The sequence below is a fragment of the Adhaeribacter radiodurans genome, assembly GCF_014075995.1.
GTDB lineage: Bacteria > Bacteroidota > Bacteroidia > Cytophagales > Hymenobacteraceae > Adhaeribacter > Adhaeribacter radiodurans.
The window spans coordinates 1,605,521-1,623,326 of the sequence record NZ_CP055153.1; the positions used below are offsets into that span (position 1 = coordinate 1,605,521).

A 17,806-nucleotide genomic window follows, 5' to 3' on the forward strand; every position below is an offset into this window, starting at 1 on the left:
TAAGTACAAATAAATTAAAATATAAAATTTCCTTTAAAAATAAGGAATGTGGCAACCTCTCCGACAGATAATGCATCTTGTTTTTGGCTATTTATTGCAAGTACGATTATTTTTTAGTAGATTTTTACCTTGATTAATTTATAAAACAAAAAGCAATTCCATTTTATGACGTTTTTAGTACTTATTTCTGTTTGGGTTTTTAGCTTGATAAGTTACCCGGATCAGGAAAAATGGGAATTGCGCCGAAACGAAAATGGCATTGCTATTTACTCCCGGAAGTTGTCGGATGCCTCGTTTAAACAAATTAAAGTAGAATGTGAACTGCCGGGTACCACCAGCCAATTAGTGCAAGTACTAAGAGATGTGCCGCATCATCCGGACTGGGTATATGCCACGTCTAAAGCTACTTTAATAAAGAAGAAAACCGAAAATAATTTTATCTACCTTACCGAGACAGATATGCCCTGGCCGGTAACTGATCGGGATTTAGTAGTCGAAACTATTATTTATCCGATTGTGAAGGGTAATTTGCACATTGAGGTAAAAAGTCTCCCGGATTACGTACCTATAAACAAAAATTTTATCCGGATTCCGTATTCCGAAGCAACGTGGGATATTTTTCCATTGCCCGATAACAAACTAAAAATCACCTATACTTTTAGTATTAATCCGGGCGGCTCCATTCCTTCCTGGCTTGTGAATGCTTCCGTAGTTACCGGGCCTTATAATACCTTTATGAAGCTGCGCGAAATATTAAGTAAAAACCAGTAAACAAGAAGGGAGAAGATGTTAAACCATCTTCTCCCTTCTTGTTTACTGGTTCGTTGCTCGTTATTCGTTGTTAGATTTCTAATATAAGTAACTGGATAGAATTACTTTTATATACATGCTATCAGGATTGTAGTGAAAAGTACTTTATAGTCAAAAAGTTATTTCTACAAAAGTCTAACATCTACTATCTTGATACTTGTGTCTATTTACTTATTTAATAATAATCTAAATTGCAAAGGCTTGGGGCCGAACAACGCATAACTAAATTACTTAATGGATATTTTTTCAAGTAATAAATAACGTTCCCGGCTTTGGTCTGGCTCTACGCGGGTATTTACATCGATGTGCATCACCTGGGCCGGGCTACCGGCTTTTAAAGCGGGCCAGTTAGGTAAGCCAGCACCGTTAGGGTTGCCCTTTTTAATAAAATTAGCGAAATAGCTTTGCATGATCTTCGAAACTTTGTAGTCTTCCGGTTTCCAGGCATACACTTTATTGGTGGCTAAATTACCCATCGCGTATTCAATTTCGGCGGAGTGAACCGCGCCGCGGGCTGGCGGTGCTTTCTGAGCGGCATCTGGGTTTTTAATTACACCACCTGCTAAACCAGCAACGGCATTGCCCATTTCCGGTGTCATTTCTGGCCGTGGACGGGAATATAAATAACGATATACGGGTTTGCCACTGGTTTGGCTATGTACATCAATCCATTTCCAGGTGCCAAACCCGATAAACCGGTCACTGGCCAAGTTGGTAGCCGCATCCAGTACTTCTTCCTCGGTAGTGGCCGGGTAGGCTTTTAATACTTCGGCGGCTTGTTCGTTGTACAGTTTTTCAATAGCTTTTTTGTAGTTTTCTGGAGTAGGTGCTTCTTGACCTAATATTCCCTTGTAACCAGATTCTTCCGAATTCCAACCGGCTAATAAAGGTACTTTGGCTTGTTCACCGGCAGTAAAAATTTCTTTGGGTGATTTCGGGAAAAAGTAACCATCTACTACAACCGGAAAGCGGGGAGTACCTGGTTTGCCCGTTGCTTCTAAAATTTGCTCGGCGGGTAAAGCCCGTAAAGCTGCTAAAGAATTAGCCCCCACATTGGTAGCAAAACTTACCCCGGCTTCTTCGCCCTTGGCTAAAGTAGCCGTTGGTTGCAACGACAACAAGGAACCACTTTCGCCAATAGCACCGGCAATTAAGTTTTTAGATAAAGGAGAAGCCATTTGAGCGCTTACGGAATAGGAGCCCGCCGATTCGCCGGCGATGGTAACTTTAGTTGGATCGCCGCCGAAAGCTGCAATATTTTGTTTTACCCATTTCAAAGCAGCACTTTGGTCCAGGAGCCCGTAATTGCCGGACGCTTTGTTCGGCGATTCTTTAGTTAATTCCGGGTGCGACATAAAGCCGAATACGCCCAGTCTATAATTTACCGTAACCGCTACAATTCCTTGCTGCGCCATGCTTTCACCATCGTAACGAGGTTCCGAGCCATCTCCGGCCACAAAACCACCTCCGTAATAATAAACCAGCACCGGTAGTTTTTCTTTACCGGTTTTAGCCGGCGTCCAAACGTTCAGGTACAAACAATCTTCGTTCATGCCATTCGACCGGAAATTCATGTCGCCAAATAAAGCCAATTGCATGGCCCGGGGGCCAAACTGCTTGGCTGGCCGCACACCTGACCAATTTTTAACGGGCTGGGGTTCCCGCCAACGGAATTCGCCTACAGGTGGCGCCGCAAAAGGTACCCCTTTAAATGATTGAATGCCGCTTTTCTCTGCCGTTCCTTCGAGCAAACCATTAGCCGTTTTAACCTGGTGCAAAGCCGAACTACCCGAAGCTTTGGTTTTTGTTTGCGCTACGCCCACCGACAGAAAAGAAACTGCCAGCAGCCCTGCACAAACTAATTTGTTTACATAATGCATAGAGTATAGAAATAAAGGTTAGAAGGGAAAAACTTTAAAATGTTATTTTAACATAATAATAAAAATAAATTTTTGTTATTAAAGGTCTTAATTAAATTATTTCTGAAGAGAAAGTGGTGAAAAAGGTAAATACTTATTTACTGAAAGGATTTGGCTTTAAGTTTTTTAATAGACTTATTAAAAGGAATTGTCTGGAAGAAGAAAAAGTAAAAAATAAAATTTGCCTGAATGATTTTTCCCTAACAGCTTCTGCATTGTGGTTTTCCATTTCCTAGCTAAGTCCAAGCCTAAATTATTCGGAATTTTTTGACTTATGGTAGCTTAATCTTTTTTGTAGAAAGTATATCGGTTCGTCCGGCCAGAGGCCTAACAAATAGTAGAAATGAGCGGGACGCTCGCGCCAGCGGGTATTATTTTCTGCAACTTTTCAACTTTTTAACTTAATACTTATTACCTACAACTTAATCAGAATTGTACATCCAGCAATTTTTTAACATTCCTCTCCTGAAAGCTGGCGGGCAGCACGCGTAACACTGAATTGCGCAGGCTGGCTAATAAGGGATTTTGAATTTGCGCTATTTCCCCTACCCGACGAGATTGAGTAGTAACAAAATTTGTTCGAGCCAGGCGCTTTTTCTCGAACTGTGCGAAAGTATCTTCTACCCGGGTGTTTTGCTTCCATAAATTAGCCAGTATTACTGCGTCTTCAATGGCTTGGCAAGCCCCCTGGCCAAGGTTAGGAGTAGTAGCATGAGCAGCATCGCCTAAAAGTAAAATATTGCCGAAAGCAAAGCGACGCAGCGGTTTTAAATCGTAAATGTCGTTCCAGATTAGTTGCTCATTACGGGTTTGATTCAAAATTTCCGGTATGGGGTTGTGGTATTTTTTAAAACAAGGTATAAGATCCGAAATTGTAAAGTTTTTTAAATTAGAGTTGGGCTGAGAAACAGAAATACAGGCAAAATAATAAATTCTACCTTTCGAAACGGGTACTATCCCAAATCGGCCTGCTGGACCCCAGGTTTCCAGGGCATCGGTTTGAGATGAATGGGGCATATTTACTACGGCTCGCCAGCAAGTGTAACCCGCGTAACGGGGAGTAGCTTCCGGCAATACTTTTTTTCTTACCACCGAATGAATACCATCGCAGGCCAAAAGATAATCCGCTTCTGCGGTACTACCATCGCTAAAATGTAAGGTTACCTTTGATTGTTGTTGTTCGAAGCTTAAAATTTGTTTATTCAGGTGTACAGTGTCCGGTGATATTCGGGAAAGCAAAACCTGGTGTAAATCGGCCCGGTGAATGGCAAAGTTATCGGCACCGTACTCTGACCGAAATACGGCGTTATTAGTTTGGGTGATGATCTTTCCTTTTTCATCCAGAATATCAAAAGCTTTTAGTAACTGTCCTTTAGATAAAATTTCTTCTACTAAACCTAATTTAGCCAGAGCTTTCATGGCATTTGCGGCTAAGGTTAAACCGGCCCCGAGCGGTTTAATTGCCGGAGCTGCTTCGTAGATAATGCAGGAAATACCGGCCTGTTGTAAGGCAATGGCCGTGGTAAGACCGGCAATTCCGGCCCCAATAATGGCTACTTTCATTTCTATTTACTTTTTTTTACAAAGGTGGTCAAGAAATATGAATAGCCTTTTTACATATGTTAAATTATTGCACTCCCGCCCGGATGCGACTTAAACTTACCTGCGAAATACCTAAATAAGAAGCAATGTATTTTAAAGGGCAGCGGTTACTGATTCCCGGGTATTTTTTCTCTAATTCCAGGTAACGTTCGGCGGCGGAATAAAAACGAAGTTTTTCAATGCGATCTTGTTCTTCTACCAAAGCGAAATAAGCTAATTTGCGGGCGGCTCTTTCTAAATCGTGGTGTTGGGCACAACACTCTTCAAAATCTTTGATCCAAAAATAACTTACTTCCGAATCTTCAACTATCTGAATAGCTTTACGGGAAGGTTGTAACGTAAAAACGCTGGGCACGGCTCCTATAAATTGACCATCAATGGCAAAATAATCGGTTACGTCTAAATCTTTGTGCTGGTAATACACGCGCGCCAAACCCTGATTGATAAAATACATGCCCCGCGCTATTTGCCCGAATTTTAACAACTCGGTATTACTTTTTACAATCTTAAATTGGATGATATTTTGTAAATCAGCTATTGTACCTGGTGCCAGCAAACTAACCGAAGATATTACCTGAATGAGTAAAGGAACTGATTTATCTTCGTTCATTTGCTATTTACAAAGTTTTATTTTCAGAGAAGGTAAGGTAGAAACATAAGGTTTTTTCCAGAACTAACCGGATTATTAAGTTTAATATTTATAACATTCTCATCCAAAATCGACCTAAATTTTTTTGAAGATTAAATTTTTACGGCGCGACAATTTAGCATAAGAAGGGCCTTGGATTATTTCAAATAAATTACTTTTTGTATTTGGTTTTGGGCACCCGTTTGAACGTGTACTACATACAAGCCCGCTGCATTTTGAGATGGTTGCCAGGGCAAAGTGTGCGTGCCCGCAGCCCCTGTTTTTACCTGTGAAAAAACTTCCTTGCCTACCAAATCAAAAATCCTTACCTGAACGGAAGCTGGTTTAGCTAAACTGTATTTTACGGTTAAGTTTTCGGTAAACGGGTTCGGATAACATTGTAAATTAGGTTTGTTTTCGGAAACCGGATCTTCAATGTTCAGCGGATAATTCATGGTATAAACCAGGTTGGTATCAAAGCGTTTTAAAGCCAGCATTACGCCCTGAGAAGTTTCGGCAAAGTCTACAATATTGTAGGTGGCGTTTATACCGGTGGTGTGTGGTACCCAGTTAGTACCATTATCATCGGTATACAAAATTCCCTGACGTGTGGGAATACTGGTCCATAAAAGTCCGTTTTTACTTAAAAAGAAACTTTGCAGGTAAATAGTATCATAGTAAGGTCCATTGGGCGATTCACGTAAGGCCAAAATTTGCCAGGTAGCGCCACTGTCTATTGATTTAATTGTTCGTAGTACCCCAATACTACCGTAAGAACCCTCTACGGTGGCATACAAATGCTGGTGCCGGTCAGTGCCAAGCATGTGCACGTAGCTAACCCGTATGTCTTGCAGTTCGGCTATACTAACGGCAATTCTGGTCCAGGTGGTTTCGTTAAGGCTTTTAGTAAATAATCCGCCTGCCTGGCCGGCTTCGTTTTCGTTAATTCCTGCGTATAATTGGTCCTGAGAATCAATAACGAGGTAGGCTACATTTAAGGAACTACCAAAGCCGCTATTTAAAGAATGCCAGCTTTGGCCATTATCCGTGGAAGTAAAAATGCCGTCGCCGGATTGGCCGTTGGTGCCGCTTTCGGGCATGTTAGAGGTACCAATAAAAATGTGCCCTTGCTGGTTAAACACCATTGCTGCTACCGGATAAATGCTGGCAAAGCTTTTCGTAATCCAGGTCTGACCTTCGTCGGAAGAGATGTGCACTTGGCCAATTCCGCCGGCGAAAATACTGCCATCGGCGCGCACTTTAACGGTATAAACGGGCTCACTTAAGATCTTGGCCCAACTGCGGCCCTGGTCGGTACTGCGCTGTAAGCCTTCTTCCTCTACACTCACAAATATGGCCCCAGTTTTAGGCGAAACGGCAAAAGAGTTGGTAGCCATACCATCGGTTTTCGGAAATGGGGTAGTGGGTTGCCAGGCCGTTTGCCCAAAGCTAATGGTTCTCCATAGAAGGAAAATAATAGAAACGAGGTGAAATTTCATAGTCGGAATAGGTCGTTAATAGTTAACTAAACCCCGGAGTGTAAAGCCTATTTAAAAAGATTTTGACTACTAGACCTTATTATTAATCAAGGGGTTGCATGCCCGTTATAAAATACCAGGTGAAATTGCAATAAGCTATTCCATTTAAAACGGAAAGCAGGTAGTACTGAAACTAATTGTAGAGCGCATTAAACTTAAGCTTTAATAGGTAAAATCTAATAATTCAATTAGTAAACCTTTGATTACTTAAAGCTTAACATCCTAGTTGGTAAGCCAAAGACATAAACTCCCGGACTTCTTCGTTCAAATCTTCTTTATCGTACAGGCGCAAGTGGTGGTTAAATTGTTTATCGTCGCCGGGTACTTGGGCAATTTTCTGAAAACATAAATTATCCGGATAAGGCTGCGGAAATGGAAAATACACGTGAATAAAATTTTTGCCTAACTGGGTAATATAAGCAATACGCTTACGGTGAGTAGCAATGCCAATCATGGTTTTGGCTGGGCGAATATCTACGGGGCAGAGTAATTGGTAATGCTGCACAAAATAGTAAAATAAATCTCTGGTATGAGTTGATTTATTGGCCAGAAATTCTTCTATGGTTCTAACTCCTCTATCCGGTTGGTTTTGTTTCATGCTTTAGGATAGCCGTTTCAGGTTTGTATTAGCCGGAAGATAGTAGACTGCAACTGCATTTTGTATGGTTGTCTTTCTGTTTTTCAGAAAAAGTTAGGACTTTTCAGGTTAATAAAAATTGAAGTGCCAGCTTTCCATTAAAAACAGCAACCTATTTTCTTATCCGGAACTTATTGATGTATTTAAATGTATCAATGTATATATCATGGAAAACTTAAAGAATCTCGAAAAAACGGCGAAAGCATTAAGCGATATTAACCGCCTGAAAATACTGGAATTATTAGCCAGCCAGGGGGGAACCGGACCTTGTTCTTCCATTCAGGATTGTTTGAACTTAGCCCAGCCTTCAGTGAGCCACCATTTAAAAATTTTACAGGAAGCCGGACTAATTAGGGCGGAAAAAGCCGGCCGCCAGTATACGTATACCTTGCAACCAACTGTATTTAAAAATTTTATATCGGGAATATCCTTCGGCATGGTGCCCGTTTCAGGGTAATTAAGCATTCTAAGAAGGGCCAACGCGGGTAATCGCCCGAAAACATTCATTTTAAATTTTAAACTAAATCAGGTAATTCTATACCAAAAATAAAAATGACTAAATCAAAACTTAAAATAGACATTGTATCAGATATAAACTGCCCTTGGTGTTATCTGGGCGAAGCCCGTTTACAAAACGCCTTAACTCAAACTAGTGATAAATTTGCGGCTGAAGTTACGTTTAAACCTTTCGAGCTTAACCCTAATGCCACGCCGGAAGGGGAAGACAAACAAGAATACTTTATCCGGCATTACGGTTCCGAAGCTTTACCGCGCCTGAATGCATCCAGCGAACAATTAACTGAAGCTGGAAAAGCCGAAGGAGTTGTATTTGATTTTTACAAAGCAGATAAGGTACATAATACCTTTAACGGTCACCGGTTAATTTGGCTGGCTGGTCAATACGGGGTACAAGTTGCTGTAGCAAAAGCTTTGTTTGAGGCAAATTTTACGCATGGTAAAAACATGAACGATCCTGCGGTTCTAAGCCAAATTGGGCAGGAACAAGGTATACCCGCCGAAAGATTAGAAAACTTTTTTGCCTCAGAAGAAGGTAAAAACGAAGTAAAAAGTATGGAAAAGTGGGCGCAACAAGTAGGGATTTCCGGAGTACCCGCTTTTATTATTAACGATCAATACCTGATAAGCGGCGCCCAACCCGCTGAAACGTTCTTGCAGGTGTTCGAGCAAATAGCACCCGAACTTCAACCAATTACCAGCGAAGGTCCGAGCTGCGATGCTAACGGCGTTTGTTAAGCTTTTTTCTTCTGAGTTAATTTTAATATTGTTTAAGTATTCGAAAGGCCGCTTCTTAATAGAGCGGCTTTTTAGTTTTATTGAACCTGCGTTATCAAATTAGCAAAAGTGTTTTATTTATGCTTTTACAGGTTCAGGAGCATCTTTAAAGTGCTTGTATTTGCCCAAAAGTTGCCCAATGCGATACGTTATCGGGATTATAGTTTTTCTGACGAACGGAGGCATTTCGTGAATGTCGTATTCCTGAGCGTACCGCGTTAAAAGGTAAGCGCCGTCAAACTTTTCGGGCTTTAGGCTATGCGATTTGTTTTGTGCCGCATATATGGCCGAAAGATAAAATACAATGGTATTCGCCGGCTTTACAAAACCCCGGCAATTCAAAATTTCTTGCCCTGCGTTCCAGAAACGATGTGGCACTCCCCGTTTGAACAAAATTGTTTCACCTTCGCCGGCATATTGCTCCTCCTGCCCCAGAATTTGGTAACCCATTTTGCCTTTTACAACGGTTAATTGTTCATCCTGCAGGTAATGGGTGTGCATCAACGGACCGTGTCCTGGTGTTACAAAGTTTTCGACAATAACTTTATCGCTGTCCGGATCTTTTTCAACGCCGTGAAATATCAGTTTTTCACCGGCAAAATTTTCAATGGTGTGGGGATAAGAAATTTTCATAGGATTGGTTTTTCGTTTCTTCTTTTAACTTGATTAGTAGCCTTAAACAGGTATGCCTGATTTTATAAGTATAGTTGCTTCTTCTATTTAAATGCCGGGTTTTAAACACCTACCTGTTGAGGTTGCACAGCTTTAGCTTTCTGATTTGTTTTAGGAGTACTCACCTTATCGGCAGCTTTAGTAAGTCCTAAAAACAGGATGATAGATAACACTACCAGGATAGCCAATCTTATTTGACTTAAAAGCTCCCATAATTGAGCCCGTTGCGTTAAGGAAGGATCCATGGTTTCGGAAAAGGGAGTACCCGTTAAGGCCATTAATTCCGGCACAAAGTAAATAGCCGTAATAGCTAAGATGCTAACGTAACCGATTAAAGTTACGAGGATGTTTTTTCTTCTCGTTGTTTTCCAGGATAAAGACAGAGCTAGAATAAACAGCAGCAACGTAACAGGATGAATAACCTTCCAAAAGGCTCCGGCATCCAGGCCGTATTTTCCATGAAACATACTTAGCGAAGCGGGCAGAGCAACACTCCACTGCGGAACCACCGCCCGGTGTTCATAAACTGCGGCCCCTATTACAACCGCAAAAGAAAGGCAGGCAAATGAATAAACAATGTCTTTAACATTCATAAGGAATACTATTTTTTAGTTGGTTACAGTTAATTTTTAGTAAAAATACTACCGGCACCAAGCCCAAAAATTGTATCAAACGGACATTATTCCTTGAAGAGTAAATTTAAATTAAATAATGATTAAGAGAAGGATATATTAAGGAATCAGCAAAAAGCAGTTACCTTGTTTTTAAGCTATAGCAATCTAATATTGTAGGTAGAAGGAGGAATATTGTATTGGTTTTATTTACCCGTTTAAATACAGTTGTATTTATTTTTAGTTAATAAGCGTGAGTGTTTCAGTTAGGAAAAATTAAAAATATGTCCGGGTAGTTCTCCCATTGTTTTTTTGTATTGGCGGGGAGTTAAACCGGTAAATAACTTAAACGTTCGGGTAAAATGGGCTTGGTCGTAAAAGTTGCAATTATAAGTGATTTCGGTGAGGGAAGGATGCGGCTGATGCATTTGATACAAAGCGGCCAAATATTTCTTGTACAATATAATTTCTTCGGTACACATTCCTAAATAGTCGTTGCACAACCGGCTTAGGTGGCGGGGAGTAACATTGTATTTTTCGCTAAGATCCAGCACCGAAAGATTAATTATATCCGGGTCGGCATGTAATTGAATAATGCGGTTATTTGCTCCCAGTAAAGAACTTGATTTTACTTTATTTCTAAGCCAAAGTAAAATTACTTCTACTTGTTGCTGAAATGAAGAAGCCGCACTTAGTTGCTCCGCTAAAATATCCAGCGATTTGCAAATTAAAGAACCTTCCAATACCTGATCGTTGAATTCTAGAGTTGGAATGTTGAAGATATATTTTAAAGCAAAAACATTAAATTGGATTCCCAGAAAATGCTGTTTGCTCCGGATGGATAAATGATAAGGGGTAAAATTAACGCCATTAATAAAATATTTCGGTAAGCTAACAGTATCTTCCTCGTGTAACCGGAAATAACCAATATCATCCGAAAAATTAAAAATAATTTCGGCTGTTCCCTTGGGCAGTATGGTTTCGGTGCGGTTAATTAATTGCATATCCCAGATGCACCAGATTTGCCGGATTAAGATATTTTCGGGGCTAGTATTTGGCTGGAAAATGTGTACGTTCCGTTCCATTTTTAACTTAACCTATTTTATCTTGACGGTGCGCTACCTACATAAGTCATTAGCCTAAAACCAGAGCTAAAAAAGTTTAATTAGGATAGATGAGTTTATTCCTAATTCTTTCGTGTAGTTTTTGTTTCGGACTACTGGTAAAGAACTACCCTAATTAGTAATAAAAATTATGATTCTATTAAAAGTAATAAAATTTAGTGTAATAAGAACACAAATATTTTCAATCTTTTACAATCGAAATTAGAATTTGTAAATACGCGAGGGTTGAATAGAACGACTTATACCCAAGATTAAGAAATAATTGCCATAGAGTACTTTGATGTTGTTCTTTGGAGTCTGGTGCAGGTCGCTTACTAGCAAGCAAAATCTAAATAGCTTTTTGATAAAATTTGATATTAACTGTCTGCTTTAATTCAGAATAATCAGCTAATAAAAACACCCATTAGCTATCTTAAAAGCCAAAGGGTGTTTCTGGTAATTTACTGTTAATATATTAAGGTTTAATGGGGGAGAGGCTTTGTTTTATTCTCCGTCTTCCATATCAATGATTAGTTTCTGGAAAACACCGCCGAAGCTGCCTTTAATGGTTTTACCGTTTTCTAAGGTTAAGTTGTACTCGGTGGAAATGGCTGGTAAAGCGCCGCTAACTTTAATAGTACCACCAGTAATTTTAACATCAGCTTCTTCTTCCCAGTTTTTATCACCGTCGGTGTCCATCCGCACGATAGACTCGTAGAAGAACGATTTATTTTTGTATTTGGCTTCTACCTGGGCTTCGGTTAAGTTAACATCGGCCGCCATATTGGTGTACTCAAAAGTACCGGGTTTAAAGCTGGCTCCATCCGGCGAGAGAATGGCACCTAAAATGGCAATTTTACCGTCCTGCATTTCTGTAATTTCCCCATCGTTCGAGAATTTAGGCGTTCCATCTGTTAAGAACAAGAAATCTAAATGATGGGTGGGCGCATTGCCGTATAACTGAATGCCGTTACCAATAGCGTAATAACCATTTTTAATCGTGAATTTTTGATTGTTGTACTCGGTATTTCCGTCTTTCTTCGGGTTATCCGGTTCATCGTCGTCGGTACAAGATGTAGCAAAGAAACCAAAGGAAAGCAAAATGGCAATTAGCTTAAAATTAAATAAGGTTTTCATAGGTTTTAAAAGTGGATTTAAATTAATTGTTTAAGGTTAGAATGGAATAGTTTTATTTTGACTAATGGAGCAATTGGATGGATGAATACTTTGGTAAATGGTAAATGCTAATTGGTAAACTGCTTAGAATTTAGCCGTAACCCCCAGGCGCAAAGCCGAAACTCCGTAACCTACTTCAGCAAAACCGCCTAATTTTTCGGAGAACATGTAGCGGCTACCAACGTGTACACCTAAGAAAATACCACCATTGTAAGGGCTTTTAAAATTGTCGTAATCAGTGTTGTCGTTGTACCACGAAGTTCTGATTCCCAGGGAAATACCCGCATACGGATCAAATTTGCTATCATCTATATCCAGGTCTTTCAGCAACTCGCCCAAATGGTAAGAACCCCGGGCCCCAAAATAAAGGAAGTTATAGTTCCACTTGTAACCCGAATATCGGTAACCGTAACGGGCGTAATCGAAAAAGCCACCTATCGAAATGTTATTTTTGTAATCGACCTCTAAAGAGGCGCCAATCGGAACGCCACCGGCGGTGTAGGCAGCTAAACCAATACCAACGTTTAAATATTTGTTTTTAACAGGCGTTTGGGCTTGCGCTTGAGAAATGGTAAAAATTGCTACTAAACAGAACAGAATTAAGGTAAACTTTTTCATAAGGTGTTAAGTGGTTTTGGATGGGTTAAGTGATTAAAGGTTTAATTTGGTTTAAATTTTTACTAATTTGTTTTGATTTATTACTGTTTTATTTGCCTTATTTGATAGAACAAAGGTAGTAGCTGCAACTACCCAGGAGAATAGGCGCTATTACTCATTTTATCTAGGTAGTATTGCTTATATAAGAAATAATTATACAGATTTTAGAGGTTGTGGGCTGCCAGATATAGTTTAATGTAATGTGTAAAGTTTTAAATTCCAACTATTTAACTATTGATTAAATTAAAATTTGGTTATTGAATGCATTCAAAATGGGCTAATTGAAGGAAAGTTATTTAGTAAATTAAATATGTAAATTTACACTTAATAATTATAAATTTGGCTAGACAAGACCGTGAAAAGTAGCAGAAGTTTAATAGATGATTTTTGCTTTTTAATACGTCGAAAAATAGAATATATTTACTTTCTAAATTATAATAATGATTTTGGTGATCGTGTAAAAAATTACCTTAATTGTTTAATACTAGCTGCTTACTCATATCCTTACCCGTATTTTTATTAGCTTTCTCTTATGCGATTTACTTTTATTCTGTCGATGTTCCTGTTGATTTTAGTACAGTTCATTGGCCATATTTCTGCCCAAGCCGCAACGGAACCGCTAATAATTTTACAAGAACAACCTTTTAGTTACGATATTGGTAGCCAGGTTTATTTATTGGAAGACCCAAGCGGCAAATTAACCTTTGACCAGGTACGGCAACAGCCAACTAAATTTACTAAAAGTCAACAAGAAGCACCCGTTTATGGCCCTTCTTCATCGGCTGTTTGGGCTGTTTTTCGGGTCCGTAATGCAAGTCAGGAAAATAAATGGTACCTGGAAGTAGGCAGTTCTTTTTTGCAGGAAGTAGATTTATACCGTATAACCGCTAACGGGGGCTTTGAAATAATAAAGTCCGGAGCCGGGCAATCGTACGAAACCCGATTGGTGAAAACAAACCGATTAATTTTGCCGCTCAACCTGCCTACTGGAACCGAACAAACCTATTACGCCCGCTTCCGCAGCCGGAATATTCTGCGTTTTCCCCTGCAAATTGCCACCATGACGGCACTTTACGAGAAGAACCATACCATAGATGTGCTCAACGGCATTTACTTCGGCTTGTTGTTCGCCTTAATGGTATATAACCTGTTCGTATATTTCTCCTTGCGCGACAAAGCATATTTGTATTACATATTTTTTATTTTTTGTATTGCCGCTGATACCGCTTGCATCCGGGGGTACTTTTTAGAATTTTTACCCGAACCACTCGCCTGGATGGTGAATATCCGGGTTTTTGCTGGCCTGGCCATCTTGTTTTCGTTGTGGTTTACCAACGCTATTTTACAGGTAAAACAATATTTGCCTAAGCTTTACCGCCTGCGTTGGATTATTATTTTGTCGGTGGGTATTATAATGTTGCTAAACGTGTTGCGGTTGTACGTCTGGAGCTTTGCCTGGATGTTGCTTTCCTTTATTCCTGTTTACTTATACGTGTATACGGCTGGTATTCTTATTTACCGGCGCGGTTTTAAACCGGCTCTTTATTATACTTTAGGCTTAGCCGCTTTGGGCGTGGGTATTCTAATTTATATCTGCAAAGATAACAATATACTACCCGAAACGGCCTTTACCGAAAGCAGCCTGCAACTAGGTTCTTTTATTGAAGCGGTGGTTTTATCGTATGCTTTAGCCAGTAAATTTAATTTTTACAAGCTGGAAAAAGAACAAGTCCAGGCGCAAGCCATGCAACAGGCAATTGCTTTCTCCCAGGAGTTAATTCAGTCGCAGGAAAATGAGCGCAAGCGAATTGCCGCCGAACTACACGATAGTGTTGGACAGAGCTTGATTCTTATTAAAAACCGTATTCTTTTGCTCAAAAAACGCTTGGACGATCCGGAAAAAGTTGCCCGGCACGCTGATGATTTAACCGAAACGGTAGCTCATACTATTAGCGAAATACGGGGAATATCCTACGGCTTGCGGCCTTTCCAGTTAGATATGCTCGGCTTAACGCAATCCATCAACGGTTTAGTAGATGAAGTGTCGGAAGGTAGCGGCATTGATATTCGGGTAAATGCCGACTCCATTGATAATCTATTTCCAAAAGAACAAGAAATTAATGTGTACCGCATTATTCAAGAATGTTTAAATAACATTGTAAAACATTCCGCGGCCACCAGTGCCCGCGTGAACATTGTGCGGGAAGACGGCCTGGTACATCTTAGCGTAGAAGATAACGGCAAAGGAATTAACCCGACTAACGCTACCAACTCGGTTCCCAAGTCCGGATTCGGTTTACGCGGCATGCAGGAAAGGCTTAGTATTTTGGCGGGGAAACTGCAAATTAAATCGGCTGTGCCCCAAGGTACTGTTATTCAAATTACTTTACCGGTAAAGCCCGTACCAGTTGCAACCACCGTTACAACCCGCGAGTTTGTTTCTTAAGTTTCCTCGTTAAAGAAATGTAAATCAGTATTGCAGCTATAAGCTATTTTTACAATATCCAACTGAAGCAAAAGTTTTAAACAAAAAGGTCTGTACAAACACAGACCTTTAAAAGGAAGTGTTACTTCTGATAACTAAAAATGCTTATATTGTCAGTTTCCCTTCTATTGAATCATCGAGGGTTTCGCCAATAACTGCTCCCACAAGAATTTTAGCAAAAGCTACTGTGTTGCCGTGTTTGTTATCCCAATAATAGCCTTCGTGAGCTTGTATTTTTATAACCGTAATTCTGGGGTCGTCCTGGCCTTCGGTAAACCAGGTTTTTAAGATAGGATTCCACAGTTCTTTTATTTTAGCTTTATCCTGGCTAATGGTGGCCGTTCCGAAAACACTTAAATAATCGCTATGCGTCGATCCCTGAAACAGAAGATGCACGTTGGAATCCGCTTTAATATCGGCATTTTTATGGCTATCGGATGCGCTTAAAAAATAAAAGTTGCCGTTCTCTTCTACTTTCCGCACCGACATAGGCCGTACTTTAAGCGGTAAACCCGTAGTTATTTTGGTACAGAAAAAGCAAGTATCTGCTTTTTCGGCTAATTCCTTTATTTTTTGGCCAGCCGATTGGCCTTCTAAATCCTGGTGGTTTTTTTCGGGTTGCTGTTGGTTGATACTATCCATCGTTTTTGTTTTTAGTTAAGGGTCTATTTCTAAACCCCTACTGCTTCAAAATGTTATTAATAAATTAGTAAATCAATTAATTAGGCAGGGCTAAAACATTGCTTTTGGTGGTAGAAATAGAATCCTAGTTCTGGTAGGTACACATTGTAATTCTAAGGGTTATCGCTTACTTTTATCCGGATAGATCTGGCTTCAAGCACATGAAAAAATTTTTTCTTTTAATTTTTCCGCTTTTCTTCTTCAGCTCCTTTAATACTACTAAAACACTTACCTGGGTAGCTATTGGCGATTCTATTACGTACTTGAACGATCATCCCGATGAAACCGGTAATCGCATTACCAAAGGTTATCTTACCGGAGTAACCGAAAAGCTACCGGAATTAGAGTATGTAAATAAAGGCTATAATGGCTGGACAGCCGTACGCATTGCAGAGGAAATAGAGAAACTAGGATTGGCAAAGGCCGATGTATATTCCGTTTTTTTAGGCACTAACGATTGGTGGCAGGGTAAACCAATCGGCACACTGGCCGATTATCAGAACAACACGGGCACTAACACTTTTTATGGTTCTTACCGGATTATTATAAACAAGCTTCGCGAATTAAATAAGAAAGCCCCAATTATCTTGATTACGCCCATGCAGCGGGTTGATTTTGTGTACATCAACAATATGAAAAACAATGCCTATGGCTCTTATAAAGATAAAAACGGACAATCGCTGGCGGCTTTTGCCGCGGCCATAAACGCCATCGGGAAACTAGAAAAACTATCCGTAGTAGATTTATACAATCAAAGCGGTATAACCTTGGAAACTTTGGTAAAATTTAAACGGCTGAAAGATCCGGCAAACGGGCAATACAAAAATTATTCTTATCCGGATTTTATCAATGTTCCATTTAATCCCGAAACCGACGTATATCCTTATCCACCCGAATCTGTTGACAATACTTACGATGGACTGCACCCTTCAGATAAAGGCTACGAAGTAATTACCAATATGGTCGCGCAAGCTTTGAAAAAAGAATTAAAAATAAGGAAAGCCAGTAAGCAGGCAGTGCTTCGGTAATTCTGGGAGGTAGTTGAAATTACGCCGCTGAAACCTATACGTTATTAGCCAGCGCGGAAAAAACCAAGTTATACCAGTGCAAGGTAATTTTTCTCGAGTTAATTTATTATTAAAAGTTAAGGATTTGGGGTGAACGTATTATAATGCGCTGGTAAGTTAGGTTATGAAACGGCTCTTCTTTATATTTTTCTTTTGCTGCGTGCTTATTATTGCCACCTTTCTTATGTTCGAAGACCTGGAACATTGGATGGCTGCCAATTTGCATTCCGAACAATCTATTGCTACCTACATTTTGCTTAGTTTCAGTTTTATGGCCTTAGATACGATTTTACCTGTGCCATCCAGCTTGCTGATGATTTTGAACGGTAAAATTTTAGGCCCCTTCTTCGGTACGTTGGTGTCCTGGTGTTCGAGCCTTTTATCTTCGGTATTTGGGTTTTACCTGGGCCGGAGTGCTAATGCCTACTTCGATAAGTTTTTCTCTAGCCAGGATAAAGCATTTAGTAATAATTTGTTTCAAAAATTTGGGAATTTAGCAATCACTATTTCTAAAGCATTACCCATTCTTTCCGAAGCTATCTCTTTTGTGGCGGGTACCACGGCTATCCCCTTTAAAACCTTTTTACTATACTCGGCCTTGGGCCATTTAGTTGTTTCAGTGATTTATGCCTATCTGGGTAGCTTTTATAATGCTGTAAATTCGGGGTTAGTAACAATTATTATAATTCTGAGTACCGTAATTTTAGGTTGGCTGGTCCAATTTGTTATGAAGAATAAATATAAAGCTTCAAATGAATAGTTACAGGTATGTTATATAGCCAAGCCTAAATTGCCTGTTTAAATTTTACCCGGGTTGACCGTGAGATTACTAAAAGTAAATCTTCTGTTATTAATTAAATAATGCTGCTGCTATTAATAAAATCTATGCGGCTTAAAATCCTTCACCGAAGACTCCAAGCCGCATAG

At 39.8% G+C, this 17,806-nt stretch carries 17 protein-coding genes; 6 read left to right on the plus strand and 11 right to left on the minus strand.

Translation table 11 applies throughout. The annotated features are described in order from the left end of the window. Window positions 1-165 precede the first annotated feature (165 nt). Window positions 166-771, plus strand: coding sequence for an START domain-containing protein (locus tag HUW48_RS06750; RefSeq protein ID WP_182414952.1), 606 nt, complete (start codon window positions 166-168; stop codon window positions 769-771). Between the two features lie 266 nt (window positions 772-1,037). Here HUW48_RS06750 and HUW48_RS06755 read toward each other — a convergent pair whose 3' ends face one another. The 5 genes from HUW48_RS06755 to HUW48_RS06775 all read right to left on the minus strand — a co-directional run bounded on the left by HUW48_RS06755 (window position 1,038) and on the right by HUW48_RS06775 (window position 7,095). Further along, window positions 1,038-2,690 (minus strand): carboxylesterase/lipase family protein, encoded by a 1,653-nt coding sequence (locus HUW48_RS06755; RefSeq protein ID WP_182414953.1) that lies wholly within the window; start codon window positions 2,688-2,690, stop codon window positions 1,038-1,040. 465 nt (window positions 2,691-3,155) lie between these two features. Further along, window positions 3,156-4,292: an FAD-dependent monooxygenase gene (locus HUW48_RS06760; protein WP_182414954.1), complete on the minus strand. Its 1,137-nt coding sequence runs from the start codon at window positions 4,290-4,292 to the stop codon at window positions 3,156-3,158. 64 nt (window positions 4,293-4,356) lie between these two features. Beyond that, window positions 4,357-4,941, minus strand: a complete 585-nt coding sequence (locus HUW48_RS06765; protein WP_182414955.1) for a Crp/Fnr family transcriptional regulator — start codon at window positions 4,939-4,941, stop codon at window positions 4,357-4,359. A 176-nt stretch (window positions 4,942-5,117) separates the two neighbouring features. Continuing rightward, the gene (locus HUW48_RS06770; protein WP_182414956.1) at window positions 5,118-6,458 is read right to left on the minus strand and encodes a T9SS type A sorting domain-containing protein; all 1,341 of its coding nucleotides are present in this window, start codon (window positions 6,456-6,458) and stop codon (window positions 5,118-5,120) included. A 253-nt stretch (window positions 6,459-6,711) separates the two neighbouring features. Then, window positions 6,712-7,095, minus strand: coding sequence for a DUF5655 domain-containing protein (locus HUW48_RS06775; protein ID WP_182414957.1), 384 nt, complete (start codon window positions 7,093-7,095; stop codon window positions 6,712-6,714). A 205-nt stretch (window positions 7,096-7,300) separates the two neighbouring features. Here HUW48_RS06775 and HUW48_RS06780 point away from each other — a divergent pair, with 205 nt between their 5' ends. Beyond that, complete coding sequence (locus tag HUW48_RS06780) at window positions 7,301-7,591, plus strand: ArsR/SmtB family transcription factor (protein ID WP_246343755.1); 291 nt, start codon at window positions 7,301-7,303, stop codon at window positions 7,589-7,591. Between the two features lie 95 nt (window positions 7,592-7,686). Next, a complete protein-coding gene (locus HUW48_RS06785) occupies window positions 7,687-8,388 on the plus strand; it encodes a DsbA family oxidoreductase (protein ID WP_182414958.1) in 702 nt (233 codons plus the stop codon). Between the two features lie 117 nt (window positions 8,389-8,505). Here HUW48_RS06785 and HUW48_RS06790 read toward each other — a convergent pair whose 3' ends face one another. From HUW48_RS06790 to HUW48_RS06810, 5 genes are all read right to left on the minus strand, one after another. Continuing rightward, a complete protein-coding gene (locus HUW48_RS06790) occupies window positions 8,506-9,060 on the minus strand; it encodes a cupin domain-containing protein (protein ID WP_182414959.1) in 555 nt (184 codons plus the stop codon). A 101-nt stretch (window positions 9,061-9,161) separates the two neighbouring features. Continuing rightward, entirely contained in the window at window positions 9,162-9,692 is a 531-nt protein-coding gene (locus HUW48_RS06795) for a hypothetical protein (protein WP_182414960.1), read from the minus strand. A gap of 284 nt (window positions 9,693-9,976) precedes the next feature. Beyond that, window positions 9,977-10,795 (minus strand): helix-turn-helix domain-containing protein, encoded by an 819-nt coding sequence (locus HUW48_RS06800; RefSeq protein ID WP_182414961.1) that lies wholly within the window; start codon window positions 10,793-10,795, stop codon window positions 9,977-9,979. 522 nt (window positions 10,796-11,317) lie between these two features. Then, window positions 11,318-11,950, minus strand: a complete 633-nt coding sequence (locus tag HUW48_RS06805; RefSeq protein ID WP_182414962.1) for a hypothetical protein — start codon at window positions 11,948-11,950, stop codon at window positions 11,318-11,320. Between the two features lie 123 nt (window positions 11,951-12,073). Next, the gene (locus HUW48_RS06810) at window positions 12,074-12,607 is read right to left on the minus strand and encodes an outer membrane beta-barrel protein (protein WP_182414963.1); all 534 of its coding nucleotides are present in this window, start codon (window positions 12,605-12,607) and stop codon (window positions 12,074-12,076) included. A gap of 571 nt (window positions 12,608-13,178) precedes the next feature. Here HUW48_RS06810 and HUW48_RS06815 point away from each other — a divergent pair. Beyond that, entirely contained in the window at window positions 13,179-15,092 is a 1,914-nt protein-coding gene (locus HUW48_RS06815) for a sensor histidine kinase (protein WP_182414964.1), read from the plus strand. 144 nt (window positions 15,093-15,236) lie between these two features. Here the strand turns inward: HUW48_RS06815 and HUW48_RS06820 are convergent, their stop codons facing one another. Continuing rightward, window positions 15,237-15,773 (minus strand): pyridoxamine 5'-phosphate oxidase family protein, encoded by a 537-nt coding sequence (locus HUW48_RS06820; RefSeq protein WP_182414965.1) that lies wholly within the window; start codon window positions 15,771-15,773, stop codon window positions 15,237-15,239. A 200-nt stretch (window positions 15,774-15,973) separates the two neighbouring features. Between HUW48_RS06820 and HUW48_RS06825 the strand changes: the two genes are divergently transcribed. Together HUW48_RS06825 and HUW48_RS06830 are read left to right on the plus strand one after the other, a co-directional pair. Next, window positions 15,974-16,840, plus strand: coding sequence for an SGNH/GDSL hydrolase family protein (locus HUW48_RS06825; RefSeq protein WP_182414966.1), 867 nt, complete (start codon window positions 15,974-15,976; stop codon window positions 16,838-16,840). A gap of 163 nt (window positions 16,841-17,003) precedes the next feature. Then, on the plus strand, window positions 17,004-17,639 hold the full coding sequence (locus HUW48_RS06830; RefSeq protein ID WP_182414967.1) for a TVP38/TMEM64 family protein: 636 nt from the start codon (window positions 17,004-17,006) through the stop codon (window positions 17,637-17,639). Window positions 17,640-17,806: the final 167 nt, after the last annotated feature.

Excerpts from the sequence above, each read along its gene's own strand:
- HUW48_RS06810 (WP_182414963.1), bottom strand. The coding sequence starts at position 12,607 with ATGAAAAAGTTTACCTTAATTCTGTTCTGTTTAGTAGCAATTTTTACC.
- HUW48_RS06825 (WP_182414966.1), top strand. The coding sequence starts at position 15,974 with ATGAAAAAATTTTTTCTTTTAATTTTTCCGCTTTTCTTCTTCAGCTCC.
- HUW48_RS06830 (WP_182414967.1), top strand. The coding sequence starts at position 17,004 with ATGAAACGGCTCTTCTTTATATTTTTCTTTTGCTGCGTGCTTATTATT.
- HUW48_RS06760 (WP_182414954.1), bottom strand. The coding sequence starts at position 4,292 with ATGAAAGTAGCCATTATTGGGGCCGGAATTGCCGGTCTTACCACGGCC.
- HUW48_RS06785 (WP_182414958.1), top strand. The coding sequence starts at position 7,687 with ATGACTAAATCAAAACTTAAAATAGACATTGTATCAGATATAAACTGC.
- HUW48_RS06755 (WP_182414953.1), bottom strand. The coding sequence starts at position 2,690 with ATGCATTATGTAAACAAATTAGTTTGTGCAGGGCTGCTGGCAGTTTCT.
- HUW48_RS06750 (WP_182414952.1), top strand. The coding sequence starts at position 166 with ATGACGTTTTTAGTACTTATTTCTGTTTGGGTTTTTAGCTTGATAAGT.
- HUW48_RS06815 (WP_182414964.1), top strand. The coding sequence starts at position 13,179 with ATGCGATTTACTTTTATTCTGTCGATGTTCCTGTTGATTTTAGTACAG.
- HUW48_RS06795 (WP_182414960.1), bottom strand. The coding sequence starts at position 9,692 with ATGAATGTTAAAGACATTGTTTATTCATTTGCCTGCCTTTCTTTTGCG.
- HUW48_RS06775 (WP_182414957.1), bottom strand. The coding sequence starts at position 7,095 with ATGAAACAAAACCAACCGGATAGAGGAGTTAGAACCATAGAAGAATTT.
- HUW48_RS06765 (WP_182414955.1), bottom strand. The coding sequence starts at position 4,941 with ATGAACGAAGATAAATCAGTTCCTTTACTCATTCAGGTAATATCTTCG.
- HUW48_RS06805 (WP_182414962.1), bottom strand. The coding sequence starts at position 11,950 with ATGAAAACCTTATTTAATTTTAAGCTAATTGCCATTTTGCTTTCCTTT.
- HUW48_RS06800 (WP_182414961.1), bottom strand. The coding sequence starts at position 10,795 with ATGGAACGGAACGTACACATTTTCCAGCCAAATACTAGCCCCGAAAAT.
- HUW48_RS06820 (WP_182414965.1), bottom strand. The coding sequence starts at position 15,773 with ATGGATAGTATCAACCAACAGCAACCCGAAAAAAACCACCAGGATTTA.
- HUW48_RS06780 (WP_246343755.1), top strand. The coding sequence starts at position 7,301 with ATGGAAAACTTAAAGAATCTCGAAAAAACGGCGAAAGCATTAAGCGAT.
- HUW48_RS06770 (WP_182414956.1), bottom strand. The coding sequence starts at position 6,458 with ATGAAATTTCACCTCGTTTCTATTATTTTCCTTCTATGGAGAACCATT.
- HUW48_RS06790 (WP_182414959.1), bottom strand. The coding sequence starts at position 9,060 with ATGAAAATTTCTTATCCCCACACCATTGAAAATTTTGCCGGTGAAAAA.